Raw genomic sequence first — 14,218 nt, 5'->3', positions numbered from 1 at the left:
GCCGCCGCCCGCGCGGCCGCGGGGCCCGCGACCCAGGACGAGGTCGACGCTGCCGCCGCGCGGATCGTCGAGGGCACCTCGGCGCTGCAGCAGTTCGTCGCGACGGTGGATCGCGCTCCGCTCACCGCGGCGCTCGATGCCGCGAAGCCCGTCGTCGCCCGGGCGAAGGACGACACCCGTGCGGTCGCGGATCGCCTCCGTGCGGCGCAGCGCTCGGCGGTCGGCGTGTCCGATCGCCTGAACGTGCCCCAGCCCGGCATCGACGCGGCGGCGCACGAGCTCGATGCGGCGGTCGAGGCCTACCGCGCGGCCGGAACGCCCACGCCGAACCCGACGCCGAAGCCGACCGAGCAGCCGACCCCGAAGCCCACCACCGGCCCGAGCACCCCGCCGAGCACAGGCACGGGAACGGGATCCGGCACGGGCGAGGGCGACGGGCTCGCGAAGACCGGCGCCGAATCGCTGCTGCCCGCGGCGGGCACCGCGCTCGCACTCGCCGCCGCGGGCGGCGGGCTGCTGCTCCGCCGCCGCCGCCACCGCAACGGCTGATCTCCTGGCAGCGGGGGTCGGGGCCTGCACATCGGCCCCGACCCCCGCTACCGTTGGAGCATGAGCGAGTCGTCCGTCACGATCCTGCTGGTGCGGCACGGCCGCACACCCTGGAACGTCGAGGGCCGGATCCAGGGCCGCACCGACATCGAGCTCGACGAGCAGGGCCATCTGGACGCGGTGCTCGCCGCGGAGCTGCTCCGCTCGCACGCACCGCTGCGCGTCGTCTCGAGCCCGCTCCGCCGGGCCGCCGTCACCGCGCAGCGGATCGCGGACGCGCTCGACCTCCCCTCGCCCGCGCTCGACGCCGACCTCACCGAGCAGGGGTTCGGGATCGCGGAGGGCATGCTCTGGCCGGAGTTCGAGAGCCGCTTCCCCGACGGCCACGTCCCCGGCGCGGAGTCCAAGCTCGATCTCGTCGCCCGCGCCCACCGCGCGCTGCACGCGCACGCGGTCGCGATCGACCCGGGCGGCGTCCTGGTCGCCGTCAGCCACGGCGCCCTCATCAACGCCGTCGTCAAGCGGGCCTGCCGCCGCGACCTCTCGGACTACCCCGGCGCCGCCGCGAACGGATCCGTCACGCGCCTCGCCTGGCGCGCGGGCGCTGACGATCCTGCCGCTGCGTTCGCCTTCGTCGAGCGGGTCGTGCCGCTGACCGAGCCCGCCTGATCCGCGGCAGCACTCGTGCCGCCCCGCGGCCGGACGCGCCGGAGGCCGGCACCCGCGGCCATCGCGGGTGCCGGCCTCCGGATCGAAGCGGATGCTACTGCTTGGCGTCGGCCGGCGGCATCAGCACACCGTCGACCAGGTAGACCACGGCGTTGGCGGTCTGCACTCCGCCGCAGATCACGTTCGCGCCGTTGACCTTGAGGCTGTCGCCCGAGCCGGTGACGGTGAGCTCACCGCCCTGCACGGTCTTGTGCGTCCCGTCGATCTTCGAGGGCTCGATCTGTCCGGGCACCACGTGGTAGGTCAGGATCGAGGTCAGCAGCGCGTCGTCGGTCTTGAGCTTGTCGATGGTGGCCGCATCGATCTTGCCGAAGGCGTCGTCGACCGGGGCGAACACCGTGAACTCGCCCCCGTTGAGCGTGTCGACCAGGTTCACCTTCGGGTTCAGCTTGCCGCTGACCGCGGCGACGAGGGTCTTCAGCATCGGATTGTTCGAGGCCGCGACCGCGACCGGATCCTGCGACATGCCCTGGATCGAACCCGCGCCCGAGGGCACCTGCGCGGCGTACGCGGCGCATCCGGGCCCGACGAGGTTCGCCGACGGATCCATCTTCGTGCTGCTCGGGCTCGGGGTGCTCTCCTTCGACGGAGACTGCGACGTCTCGGTCTTCGCTCCGCCGTCCGTCGACGCTCCCATGGAACATCCGGTGAGCGTGGCGGCACCGATCAGCAGCAGTGCGAACGCGGCACCGACGGTCTTCTTCTGAGTGAACATGGCCCCTCCTCGGGTCTCGGGACCGCGAATCTTCGCGGCTTGTGAGGTCGTTCGGAGCGGATCGCGAACCGGATGGGAAATCGGCGGAACTTTTTTCGCGCGCCCCGCCAATCCGTTCGGCGCGGCGCTCCGAATAGCTCGGCAACAGGAGGAGAACTCATGGATATCGTGCTCATCGGACTGCTCGGCGGACTCATCACCGGAATCTCGCCGTGCATCCTCCCCGTGCTCCCCGTCATCTTCCTCACCGCCGGAGCCAAGCCGGCGCTGCCCGGCGAACTGCCCGAGGTGATCCCGGCGAAACGGGCGCGGCCCTACTGGATCATCGCCGGCCTCGTCGTGAGCTTCTCGATCGTGACGCTGCTCGGCTCGCTGCTGCTGAGCCTGATCGGCCTGCCGCAGAGCACGATCCGCTGGGCCGGCGTGGCCGTGCTCCTGCTGATCGGCGTCGGCATGCTCTTCCCGGGGTTCGAGCGGCTGCTCGAGCGCCCGTTCCAACGTCTCCCTCGCCGTCGGGTCGGCGAGGGAGGCTCCGGCTTCGGCACCGGTCTGGCGCTCGGCACGGTGTTCGTGCCCTGCGCCGGCCCCGTGCTCGCCGCGATCGTGGTCGCCGGCTCGACGGGCACGGTCGGCCCGAGCACGGTGCTGCTGACCCTCGCCTTCGCGATCGGCGTCGCCGTCCCGCTGCTCGTCTTCGCGCTGGCCGGACGCAGCGTTGCCCAGCGGATCCGCGGCTTCCGCAAGCGCGAGCGCGCCATCCGCATCACCGGAGGCATCGCGCTGATCGCGCTCTCGGTGGGGCTCGCCTTCGACCTCCCCCAGGTGCTGCAACGGCTCGTGCCCGACTACACGGCCGGCCTGCAGAAGGATCTGGCCGACAGCGATGCCGGACGCAAAGCCCTGAACCTCGGCGGCCTCGTCACCGACGAGAACCGCGACCTCGCCAAGTGCGGCAACGACGCCCCGGAGCTGCGCGACTGCGGAACCGCCCCCGCGCTGCGGGGACTCACCGACTGGATCAACACCCCCGGCGGCGCGCCCGTCGACCTCGCCTCGCTGCGCGGCCGAGTGGTGCTGATCGACTTCTGGGCCTACTCCTGCATCAACTGCCAGCGCTCGATCCCGCACGTCGTCGCGTGGGATCGCGCCTACCGCGACGCGGGGCTCACCGTGATCGGCGTCCACTCGCCCGAGTACGCGTTCGAGAAGGATCCGGCCAACGTCGCGGCGGGAGCGAAGGGATTCGGGATCGACTACCCCGTCGCGCTCGACAACTCGCTCGCGACCTGGACCGCCTACCGCAACCGGTACTGGCCGGCGCACTACCTGATCGATGCGAGCGGCACGGTCCGGCACATCTCGTTCGGCGAGGGCGACTACGCCACGACCGAGCGGATGATCCGGGAGCTGCTGCAAGACGCCGACCCGAGCGCCTCGCTGCCGAAGGCAACCGAGGTGGCCGATCGCACGCCGAAGACGGGCAGCACGACGCCCGAGACGTTCCTCGGCTCGTCGAAGGACCGCAACTTCGGCGGCACCGAGGCCTACGAGCAGGGCACCGCCGCATTCGGCCTCCCCGCGAAGCAGGATCGCGACACCTTCGCGCTCGACGGCCGGTGGACGGTGGAGACGCAGTTCGCGGCCCCGACCGACGCCGCGGGCGGCACCGTCCGCCTCGACTTCCGCGCCCGCGAGGTGCGGGTCGTCGTCTCGGGCGACGGCACCTTGACCGCGACTCTGCCCGACGGCTCGACGGAGGACATCGCGGTCAGCGGGACTCCGCGGTCGTACCGCCTGCTGCAGACGGCGCAGGACACGGCGGGCACGCTGCGGCTCAGCGTGCCCCGCGGCGTCCAGGTGTACTCGTTCACCTTCGGGTGATCGACACCGCTTCGGTGACGGACGGAGGTGAATGGGGCATGCTGGGTGAGATGGTGATCGACGGAGTCGAAGTTCCGGAGGACGGCGAACGCGCCGATCCCGCCGACGACGCCCTCGCGCGCGCCGGGGCCGGCGACCGCACCGCGTTCGCGGAGTTCTACGATCTGCTCGCGGCGCGCACCTTCGGACTCATCCTGCGGGTCCTCGTCGACCGCTCGCAGAGCGAGGAGGTGCTGCAGGAGGTGTTCCTCGAAGCCTGGCAGACGGCCTCGGGGTTCGATCCCGACCGCGGCCGGGCCCGCGCTTGGATCCTCACCATCGCCCACCGTCGGGCGGTCGATCGGGTGCGGTCCGCGCAGGCGGCACGGCGTCGCGACCTGCTGGTGGGAGCTCGCGAAGCCGCGGAACCGCCCCCGAGCGTCACGGAGGACGTGGAGCTGCGGATCGACGGCGCCCGCGCCGTGCACGGCCTCGACGAGCTCCCGGAACCCCAGCGGCGAGCGCTCGTGCTCGCCTACTTCGGCGGATACAGTCAGCGCGAGATCGCCGTGATCGTCGGGGCACCTCTCGGCACCGTGAAGACCAGGATCAGGGACGGGCTCACCCGGCTCAGGAGCGTATTGGAGGCACCGCGATGAACGAGCAGGAATTCCGCGAGCTCTCCGCAGCGCACGCGCTCGACGCGCTGTCGCCCGACGAGGAGCTCGCCTTCGCCGAGGCGCTGGAGGCGCACCCCGAGTGGCGCGCGATCCTCGATGCCGACCGCGAGGCGGCGGCCGACCTCGGCGGATCGGTACCGGAGGCCGTGCCGCCCGCGTCGGTGCGCGCATCGATCCTGGACGCCATCGCGGAACTCCCCCAGGCGGGGTCCGAGGACCCGACGGCATCGGGTTCCGCGGCGGCGGCCGATCCGGAGCCCGCCCCGACGACCCCCGCACCCGCCCCGCGCCGCGCGCGCGGACGCGCCGGCTGGTTCGCTCTGGCGGCATCGATCGCCGTACTGCTGAGCATCGGGCTCTCGCCCTGGGTGCGGGAGAGCCTGTTCCCGCAGGATCCGGTGGCCACCGCGCTGGAGCAGGTCGAGGCCGCCCCGGACGCGCGGAGCGCGACCGGCACGACCGACACGGCGGCGCGCGGCACCCTGCACTGGTCCGACTCGGAGCAGCGGGCGGTGTTCGTGCTGGACGGCCTGCCGAAGGCGGCGTCCGGGCACGACTACGAGCTGTGGATCGTGCGCGGCGATCGACCCATCTCGCTCGGGGTCGTGCGGCCCGGCGGCTCGCGCACTGCGGTGATCGCGAAGGACTTCCGGCCCGGCGACACGGTCGCGGTGACCGTCGAGGATCGCGGCGGATCCCCGACGGGAGCTCCGACGACCGCACCGATCCTCGCGATCGCCTCGGCCTGACCCCACGCGGACGCCGGACGGCGGTTCCGGCACGGCGTTTGCAGCTCTCCCGCAAGCGCCGTGCCGTCGATCCCTCGTCTCACCGCCCGTGCCATGAGCGAGGGGTTGCAGGACTCGACAAGGTGACGTAATATTTCAGTATTATGAGGTGCCACAATTTTCCTCGGCGCCCGCTCCACCGAAGGATCACCATGCTCCGCAAGTCCCCATTCGTCGCTCTGGCCGCTATCGTCGTCGGAGTTCTCGGCGCACTCGGAGGCGGGCTGCTGCCGGCGCAGGCGGCGCCCGCACCCGCTGCCGCCTCCTTCGCCCTGTCCGCGAGCGCCGATTCTCCGACCGCGGTCACCGGCACCGCCGCCGACTTCACCGTCGGCTACACCTGCTCGGGGGCCGCGACCTGCGACGGCGTGACGATCACCGTCCCGCTCCCCGAGCATGTCTCCGCGACGCAGCCGCTCTGGGGATGGAACTGGTGGCAGCAGCCGCGGCCGACGAACTCGAACGATGTCGCGTCGTCGCAGGTGGCAATGGACGGCACCGTCACCTTTGCCATGAAGCCGCTCGCCCCGGGAACCACGGGCACCCTCGGAGTCCGGTACACGCCGACCGCCCAGATCACCCCGAACGGCACGAAACTGACGGTCGTCGCTTCTGCCACGGGGGCCACGATCGACCCGTCGAGCGCTGAGGCGACGATGACCCTCACCACGACCGGCTCGACCGTCGCCACGCAGGCCGGGCCCGGCCAGATCTTCAACTACCTGGACCGGGACCTCACCTTCAAGCCGACGGCTTCGATCACCAACGGGTCCGCCGTCGGCTCCGATGGCATCGGGACGGTCGACCGCTACGCCGTCGAGATTCCGGCCGGAGCGGAGTTCGTCTCGGCGAAGCCCGCCCCCGAGTCGGTCTCGGCCACCGAGATCGTCTGGAAGGACGTCCCCCCGGCCGCCCAGCCCTACGGCGAACCCGGACGACGCGAGGTCGAGCTCGTGCTGAGGTTCCCCTCCTCGGTGTTCGCCGACAAGCAGACCATCGAGCTCAAGCCCTCTGTCGCGGGCTCCTCGGTGTCGGGCGTGCCGTTCGCCGCCTCGAACACGAGCCGCGTCCAGCTCCTCGCTTTCACCGAGAAGCTGGAGCCGCACGTGCAAGTGCTCGGTTCGAGCTACTCCTATCTCAACGGGGTCGTCGCCCGTGGCGCGGAGTACTCGTTCAGCTACTACCTGAACAACTGGAACAGCACGGTCCCTTCCACCAGCGCGATCATGTCCTCCGATATGGCGCCCGGCCTCATCGCATCGCGAATGTCGCTCCCCAAGGGCGCAACGCTCACCTGGACGAGCAGCTCGGGCAAGACGGGCACGGTGACCGCCGGCGACGAGTACACGATGATCGACATGGGCGACCTCGGCATGCCCGAGGGCGACCTCCTGGCCCGCTTCGAAGTCGAGCTCGGCGCGGTCGAAGCCCCCGGCTCTCGTGAGTTCTCGCTCATCGCGACGACCACCGACCCCTCGGTGAACCGGGTCGAGCAGTGCGCGAAGCTCGACATGACCTCGGCGTCCGGCGGCACGGCCTCGGCGCAGAACTGCGGGAACTACCGGGTCGTCGATCCCTTCATCGCACCGAACCTCTCGCTCTACGCGCCGAGCAGCGGGGAGACCTTCCGACCAGGCGACACCGTGACCTGGCAGGCGGGTCTGTCGAACCCCGTGTACGGCAATCGCGATTGGCAGCCCGTGCTGTACTTCCTCGTCCCCAAGGGGACGAAGGCGGCCAAGGAACCCTTCGTCTGGCAGGACTCGCCGAGCGATCCCGCCTTCGAGAATCCCGAGGTGGCCGTGCACCCCAAGGCGGTTGACGGACAGGACCTCGTCGAGGTGCGCTGGCCCGACTCGGCCGCTATCGAACCGGGCGGTTATCTCTGGACCGGCGAGTTCCGGACCGTCGTCACCACCGCACCGGCCGGAACCATCGAAGCCCGCCTCTACGGAGGCGACGCTCGCGGGCCGATCCCGGCCGCTCCCATGACCGGCGTGCCCAAGGACAGCTCGAACAGCGACCCCTGGGCATCGATGGTGCTCGACGACCGCGGCATCGCAGACGGCGGCAGCGCCGCCTCGCGTCTGGCCCGCTCGGTGGCCAGCGTGCCCACGGGGACCGGCGCGTCCCTGCAGTCCGCCCTCGTCGCGCGCGGTTCCCTCGACTCCGAGTTCGTCTCGGCACCGCAGCTCGCGGCGAGCGAATCCGGCAAGGCCATCACCTACTCGCTGCCGATCCGCAACACGGGCAACGTGCCGCTCACCGACATCGTCGTGTACGACATCCTGCCGCACATCGGCGATACCGGTGTCAGCGAGGCGACTGCGAACCAGCCGCGCGGTTCGCAGTTCACTCCGATCCTGCAGGGCGCGGTCACCGCTCCCCCGGGGTTCACCGTGGAGTACTCCGATTCGACCAACCCGTGCCGCCCCGAGGTGAACCCGTCGGCCACCGGGTGCGTCGACGACTGGACCGCGACTCCCGCCGACTACGCCTCGGTGCGCGCGCTGCGGTTCGTGCAGGAAGCGGGCGCCTCGCTCGCACCGGGTGACGAAGCCCCGGTGACCTGGAGCATGGAGATCGCGCAGACGACTCCCGCCGCCCTGACCGCCTTCAACTCGGCGGCGTTCTCGGCGACGCGCGCCGACAACGCGCAGAAGATCGCCGCGGAGCCGATGCCCGTGGGCGTGGAGATCGCCGTCGCAGACCTCGGCGTGCGCATCGTCGGCGGAGACCTCTCGCCGAACGCGACCTCGGACCTGCCGATCACCGTCAGCAATGACGGCCCGAGCGACAGCGCGGCGACCGTCACGGTGACCGCCCCGAAGGGTCTCACGCTCGGCACGTCGACGTCCGAATCGACCGCTTGGACGTGCACGATCGAGGATCGAGCCGGGGGCGGGCAGACCGCGACCTGCGTCTCGGACGCCCCGCTCCCCCAGGGCTTCTCGGGCTCCCTGCCGCTGACGGTCACCGCGGGCGACGCCGGAACCTCCGGCACCGTCACCGCGGAGATCACCGGCCGGTTCCCCGACCCCGAGGCCGGCAACAACCGGGCCAGCGCCGACCTCCGGGTCATCGAGAACGGCGGAGGAGGAAGCAGCGCGGACGCCTCGAGCGGATCGGACGCATCGAGCAACGCGGACGCATCGAGCGGATCGGGGGCCTCCGGCCACGCCGACGCCTCGGGCTCCTCAGCCTCCGCGAACGGAACCGGTGCGGACGCCAAGGCCGGGACCGGCGCGAAGGCCGGGACCGGCGCTTCCGGCGCGGACAACAGACTGTCCACCACGGGCGGCGGCTCGCCCTGGACCGGATTCGCGCTTGCGGCGGGCGCCCTGCTGGCCGGCGTTCTGGTGCTCGTGCTGAGGCATCGGTCCGAGCGACGATCCTGAGGACGGTGGGGGCCTGCGGCGTGCCGCAGGCCCCCACCGCGATCAGTTCGGCCTGAGCCCGCGGACGCCCGAGGGCGGATCGGCCACGCCGAGACCGTGCTTGCGGATCCCGTGCACGAACGAGGGATCCTCGACGCCCCGATAGACGTTCTCGACCTTGGCCTGCGCGCGCTTCGACTCGGTCGAACCGTCCAGCACGGGGTGATCGAGGGTGCTCCACCCGTAGTGCGGGTCGTGCACCGTTCCCTGCCCGGTGCCGGCGTCGTGCAGGGTCGCGGCGTGCGGCCGGTCCCGCTTCTTCTGCTTCATCGCACTCACCTCACGTGCGGCCGCGGCTCGACCGGTCGCGACCGGTTGTCCTCAGGATACGTCCGGATCCGAACGACGGCGCAGGATTCACAGCACTCGATCTTGGCAAATGAGGCTCGACTCACTAACATCTGATGAAGGACGCCGGCGTCGGGATCGCTTCGGCGAACCCGAGTGACGCCCACGCGGCGCACCGCCGCATCCGCCCCGACATCTCCGTGCCGGTGCACCCGAAGAACCACCTCACGAGAGATCCACGCTCCATGCTCGGCACCTTCCTCATCGGCCTCCGCGAAGGCCTCGAAGCCGCACTCATCGTCGGAATCCTGATCGCGTACGCGCGCAAGCTCGATCGCAAGGACGTCGTCGTCCGGATCTGGCTCGGCGTCGGCGTCGCCATCGGCATCTCCCTCGCCGTCGGCGCGATCCTCACCTACGGGGCCTACGGCCTCTCGTTCCGGGCCCAGGAGATCATCGGAGGCAGCCTCTCGCTCCTCGCCGTCGTGATGGTCACCTGGATGATCATGTGGATGGCCCGCGCATCGCGCAGCATGAGCGGCGAGCTCCGCGGCCGCCTGGACGCGGTCATCGGCGGAACCGGCTGGGGCATCGTCGCCGTCGCGCTGCTCTCGGTCGGCCGCGAGGGCATCGAGACCGCGCTCTTCATCTGGGCCACCACCCGCGCCACCGGCACCGGTGCTCTGCTCGGGTTCCTCGCCGCGGTCGCCGGGATCCTCGTCGCGGCCGCCCTCGGCTGGGCGATCTCCCGCGGCCTGCTCCGCATCGGACTCAGCCGCTTCTTCCGCTGGAGCGGTGCGATCCTCGTCGTATTCACCGCGGGCGTGCTCGCCTACGCGATCCACGATCTGCAGGAGGCCGCCGTACTGCCCGGCCCCTTCGCCCCCGTTCCCCCGGGAGCCGGCGCCTTCGTCGCCTCCTGGTACGGCGAGTCCGCCTGGGCGTTCCAGCTCTCGCACGTGATCGCACCCGACGGCTGGCTCGGCGTGATCCTCAAGGGAACGCTCGGGTTCTCGCCGGACATGACGAAGCTCGAGGTGCTGGTCTGGGCGCTCTACCTGATCCCGACCCTCACCTGGTTCCTGCTGCGCACCCGCCCGCAGCCCGCGACCGGCTCCAAGCCGGCTCCGGCCGAGCCCGCCGAACCGACCGTCGCTCCCGCCCTCTCCTAGCGATGCCGCGCTCGCCCGGTGCCCGACGGCATCGGCGCATCGCGCGACCCCGCAGACCGATCCCTCCCACAGAACAGGACCCCCGATGACCCTCCGCCTCGCCCGACGCACCACCGCTCCGCTCGCACTCGGAACGGCCGGCATCGCCGTCGCCGCACTGCTCACCGGCTGCGTGCCGAACGCCGGAACCGCGGGCGGCGCCACCACCGTGCTCGACGTCACCGCGACCGCCGACGCCTGCACCGTGTCCAAGGCCGAAGCGCCGAGCGGCCCCGTCACCTTCCGTGTGAAGAACACGAGCGACAAGGTCACCGAGTTCTACCTGCTCGGCGAGAACAAGCTCTCCATCGTGGGCGAGGTCGAGAACATCGCTCCGAACAGCACCCGCGACCTGACCGTCGTCGCCGACCCCGGCAGCTACTTCACCGCGTGCAAGCCCGGCATGGTCGGAGCGAACGTCGGCCAGGCCGCCTTCGCCGTCACCGGCAAGGCCACCGCGCTCTCGGGCGACGACCAGAAGGCGGCCGACGCCGCCGTGGCCTCCTACGTCGGCTACGTCAAGGCACAGGCCAGCGAGCTGCTGCCGAACGTGCAGAAGTTCGTCGACGCCTACGAGGCCGGCAAGGACGATGAGGCGCGCAAGCTGTTCCCGCTGGCCCGCGTGAACTACGAGCGCATCGAGCCCACCGCCTCGCAGTTCGGCGATCTCGACCCGGCGATCGACTACCGCAAGCCCGGCGCGGAGGCCGAGGGGATCCCCTTCACCGGCTTCCACCGCATCGAGATGGACCTGTGGCTCGACCAGGCCAAGAAGAACTACCCGAACGAGAAGCTCGCCCCGCTCGACCAGGCCGGCCGCAAGCAGGTCGGCGACAAGCTCGTCGCCGATGTGACGAAGCTGCACGACCTCGTGAACTCCAAGGACTTCACGCTCACCCTCGCCGACATCACCAACGGCGCCGTGAGCCTGCTCGACGAGGTCGCCGCCCCCGACGGCAAGCTGCCCGGCGAGGAGAACGAATTCGCCCACACCGACCTCTACGACTTCACCGCGAACGTCGAGGGCGCGCAGGTCGCGTTCGACACGGTCAAGAAGATCGCCGAGGCCAAGGGCCCCGAGGGCAAGAAGCTCGTCGCCGAGCTCGACCGCCAGTTCGCCGGCATGCTCGACCTGCTCGCACAGTACGGCTCGTTCGACAAGGGCTTCATCGACTACTCGACGGTCGACCAGAACGCCCGCAACGAGCTCGGCGCCCAGCTGAACGCGCTCAGCGAGCCCCTGTCGAAGCTCACGCACACCGTGCTCGGCCTTCCCGCGTCCAAGTAGTCGGTAGTCTGTCGACGATGTCCGAGCCCACTCGCCCCGAGCCGCCGCAGGAGCCGCACCTGCAGGAAGGCCCGCGGACTCCGGAGGAGTCCGCGCCGCAGCCCTCCCGCCGCGCCCTGTTCGGCATGCTCGGCGGCGGTGCGGCCGGGCTCGCCGTCGGCGCGGCGGCCGGCGCGGTCGCGAACAGCGCCCTCGCAGCCTCCGGACCGCTCGGCTCCGGCATCGCAGGGGCGACGCGGGGCGTCGTACCGTTCGAGGGCGCGCACCAGGCCGGGATCGTCACCCCGGCCCAGGATCGGCTGCACTTCGCCTCCTTCGAGATGCTGCACAGCTCCGGCCGCGACGAGCTCATCTCGCTGCTGCGCGACTGGACCGCCGCCGCCCGGGAGCTGACCGCCGGGCGCGACATCGGCTCGGGCGCCGTCGACGGGCCCCTGCTCGCCCCGCCCGATGACACGGGCGAGGCGCAGGGGCTGAGCGCGTCGAACCTCACGCTCACCTTCGGACTCGGCCGGGAGCTGTTCGCCGACCGGTCGCTGCGCGGCGGCGGGACCGAGGCCGACCCGTTCGGACTGCGTGAGCGGATGCCCGCCTCGTTCGCCCCGCTTCCCTCGTTCGCGTTCGACCTGCTCGACCCCGCGACGACCGGCGGCGATCTCTGCGTGCAGGCCTGCGCGGACGACCCCCAGGTGGCGGTGCACGCGATCCGCAACCTCAGCCGCATCGCGATGGGCCGCGCGCGCATCGTCTGGAGCCAGCTCGGTTTCGGACGCACCTCATCCACCTCGCAGTCGCAGGAGACGCCGCGGAACCTCTTCGGGTTCAAGGACGGCACCGCCAATGTGAAGGCGGAGGAGACGAAGGCCCTCGCCCAGCACGTGTGGGTCGCCGACGGACCCGAGTGGATCCGCGGCGGCAGCTACCTGGTCGCGCGCAAGATCGCCATGACCATCGAATCGTGGGATCGCACCACGCTGCAGGAGCAGGAGCGCGTGATCGGGCGCACCAAGGGCGAGGGCGGACCGCTCTCGGGGGGCGGGGAGTTCACGGAGCCCGACTTCGCCCGCACCCGGACCTCCGGCGGCACCGCGATCGACATCGCCGCGCACGTGCGCCTCGCGCACCCCACGAAGAACCACGGGATCCGCCTGCTGCGCCGCGGCTACAACTACGTCGACGGCAACAACCCGCTCGGCCAGCTCGGCGCCGGCCTCTTCTTCATCTCGTACCAGAGCGACCCGTCGGCGTTCGTGACCGTGCAGCGCGCGCTCAAGACCGATGCGCTGAACGAGTACATCCGCCACGTCGGCTCCGGGCTCTGGGCCGTGCCCCGCGGAGTCGGCGCCGGCGAATTCGTCGGCCAGGCCCTGTTCGACTGAGCGCGGCTCAGCGCCCGCCGGGCGCACCGGCCGGAGCATCGGGCCACTCGCTCGTCAGATAGGCCTCGACCGCCCGATGTCGGAACGTGTACGGCTTGCCCCGCGAGATGATCCCCCGCACCGTGTCGAGGCGCTGCGCGGTGGGACCGGCATCGGTCGCCTTCGCGAAGCCCGCGTCGGCCGCGATCCGCGTGAGCGTCCGCTCCTTCGGGGGCAGCTCCGCCATGGCCTCGAGGAACTGCTTCTCACGCTCGGGCAGCCGGTTCAGGATCCGCTCGACGTGAGCGCCGGCCTCCCGGCTGGCGCTCCGCCAGCCGGCGAGCACCTGCTCCTCGGTGATGAGGGGGCCGGTGCCGGCGTACCAGGCCTGCTCCCCCGCGAGCTGGAACAGGAACGGCTCGCCCCGGCACAGGTCGACGATCGCGGCGGCCGCCGCGGGGTCCATGCGGATCCGTTCGATCCCGCCGTCCGGCACGGCGATGCTCCGACCCGCGAGCACGAAGCCCTGCAGCGCCTCGGCGAGCTCCTCCTCGTCGATCGCGGTCAGCGTGGTGGTCTTGAACCGCCGGGCGAATGTCGCCCCCTTGCGCGCACCCGTCATGTCCTCGAAGTCGGGGAGACCGGTCAGGTAGACGGCGATCGGCAACGATCGCAGCACCCGGTTGCCGCCCGGCACCTCGACCTCGATCTCGTGCGTGAGCGCGTCGCCCAGCGCGATGAGCAGCTGCGAGAGCGCGTGCTCGTCGGTGATGTTCTGCACCTCGTCGATGTGGATCAGCGCCACGACGTCGCCTCGGCGGATCGCCGCGCGCCCGACTTCGATGAGGAGGTCGGTTAGGGCACGGTAGGGATCCGGGCCCTCGGCGCCCTGCAGGGTGAGCGAGATCCCGGCGGCCGCGACCGCCCGGACCCGGGCGAGCGCCGCCGCGATCTCGTTCGCGGGTTTCGAGGACAGCCCCGCGGTCTCGGCGAGCCGCAGGATCGCCTCCGCGACGAGCTTCAGCGGATCCGCACCCGAGGGGATCCGGAGCTGGGGCGTCACCCAGTCCCCGTGCGCCGCGGCGGTCTGCGCGATGCGGCGCACCAGGGACGACTTCCCGAGCCCGGGCTCGCCGAGGATCGTGCGCCCGCGCTCGGGAAGTCCGACGATCCGACGCGGACGGACGACATCGCGCCAGTCGCTCAGCTGCTCGCTGCGGCCGGCCCAGACCTCGGGGACGATGTCGGATCCGGGGCTGAACGGGTTGTTGAGCGAGCTCCTCATTCGATAACTTTATCAGCCGGATGGATCTTG

12 protein-coding genes are annotated in these 14,218 nt (G+C 71.4%); 9 read left to right on the top strand and 3 right to left on the bottom strand.

Annotation, left to right across the window (positions count from 1 at the left end; all coding sequences use genetic code 11):
- Both XM48_RS16830 and XM48_RS04475 read left to right on the top strand, forming a co-directional pair.
- On the top strand, positions 1-549 hold a 549-nt coding region (locus XM48_RS16830), incomplete at its 5' end, for an LPXTG cell wall anchor domain-containing protein (RefSeq protein ID WP_156174923.1).
- Positions 550-609: 60 nt separating this feature from the next.
- Positions 610-1,218 carry a histidine phosphatase family protein gene (locus XM48_RS04475; RefSeq protein ID WP_052961290.1) on the top strand — a complete coding sequence of 203 codons (609 nt, stop codon included), beginning with the start codon at positions 610-612 and terminating at the stop codon, positions 1,216-1,218.
- Between the two features lie 94 nt (positions 1,219-1,312).
- On the opposite strand, the gene XM48_RS04470 is transcribed toward XM48_RS04475, so the two are convergent.
- On the bottom strand, positions 1,313-1,993 hold the full coding sequence (locus XM48_RS04470; RefSeq protein WP_046454589.1) for a fasciclin domain-containing protein: 681 nt from the start codon (positions 1,991-1,993) through the stop codon (positions 1,313-1,315).
- A 159-nt stretch (positions 1,994-2,152) separates the two neighbouring features.
- Here XM48_RS04470 and XM48_RS04465 point away from each other — a divergent pair, with 159 nt between their 5' ends.
- The 4 genes from XM48_RS04465 to XM48_RS04450 all read left to right on the top strand — a co-directional run bounded on the left by XM48_RS04465 (position 2,153) and on the right by XM48_RS04450 (position 8,719).
- A complete protein-coding gene (locus XM48_RS04465) occupies positions 2,153-3,874 on the top strand; it encodes a cytochrome c biogenesis protein DipZ (RefSeq protein ID WP_046454588.1) in 1,722 nt (573 codons plus the stop codon).
- A gap of 50 nt (positions 3,875-3,924) precedes the next feature.
- Entirely contained in the window at positions 3,925-4,512 is a 588-nt protein-coding gene (locus XM48_RS04460) for a sigma-70 family RNA polymerase sigma factor (protein WP_046454598.1), read from the top strand.
- Positions 4,509-5,282 carry an anti-sigma factor domain-containing protein gene (locus XM48_RS04455; protein ID WP_046454587.1) on the top strand — a complete coding sequence of 258 codons (774 nt, stop codon included), beginning with the start codon at positions 4,509-4,511 and terminating at the stop codon, positions 5,280-5,282. Before XM48_RS04460 ends, XM48_RS04455 begins: the two co-directional genes overlap by 4 nt.
- 191 nt (positions 5,283-5,473) lie before the next feature.
- A complete protein-coding gene (locus tag XM48_RS04450) occupies positions 5,474-8,719 on the top strand; it encodes a DUF11 domain-containing protein (protein WP_046454586.1) in 3,246 nt (1,081 codons plus the stop codon).
- Positions 8,720-8,761: 42 nt separating this feature from the next.
- Here the strand turns inward: XM48_RS04450 and XM48_RS04445 are convergent, their stop codons facing one another.
- Positions 8,762-9,028: a hypothetical protein gene (locus XM48_RS04445; RefSeq protein WP_046454585.1), complete on the bottom strand. Its 267-nt coding sequence runs from the start codon at positions 9,026-9,028 to the stop codon at positions 8,762-8,764.
- A 134-nt stretch (positions 9,029-9,162) separates the two neighbouring features.
- Between XM48_RS04445 and efeU the strand changes: the two genes are divergently transcribed.
- From efeU to efeB, 3 genes are all read left to right on the top strand, one after another.
- Positions 9,163-10,218 carry an iron uptake transporter permease EfeU gene (gene efeU, locus XM48_RS04440; protein ID WP_231580801.1) on the top strand — a complete coding sequence of 352 codons (1,056 nt, stop codon included), beginning with the start codon at positions 9,163-9,165 and terminating at the stop codon, positions 10,216-10,218.
- 85 nt (positions 10,219-10,303) lie between these two features.
- Positions 10,304-11,545, top strand: coding sequence for an iron uptake system protein EfeO (efeO, locus tag XM48_RS04435; RefSeq protein ID WP_046454584.1), 1,242 nt, complete (start codon positions 10,304-10,306; stop codon positions 11,543-11,545).
- A gap of 17 nt (positions 11,546-11,562) precedes the next feature.
- Entirely contained in the window at positions 11,563-12,924 is a 1,362-nt protein-coding gene (efeB, locus tag XM48_RS04430; RefSeq protein ID WP_052961289.1) for an iron uptake transporter deferrochelatase/peroxidase subunit, read from the top strand.
- A 7-nt stretch (positions 12,925-12,931) separates the two neighbouring features.
- Here efeB and XM48_RS04425 read toward each other — a convergent pair whose 3' ends face one another.
- A complete protein-coding gene (locus XM48_RS04425) occupies positions 12,932-14,188 on the bottom strand; it encodes an ATP-binding protein (protein ID WP_046454583.1) in 1,257 nt (418 codons plus the stop codon).
- Positions 14,189-14,218: the final 30 nt, after the last annotated feature.

Source organism: Leucobacter sp. Ag1 (assembly GCF_000980875.1).
GTDB classification, from domain to species: domain Bacteria; phylum Actinomycetota; class Actinomycetes; order Actinomycetales; family Microbacteriaceae; genus Leucobacter; species Leucobacter iarius.
Note: the sequence above shows the minus strand (reverse complement) of the source record. Positions and strands in the feature narration are given on the sequence as shown.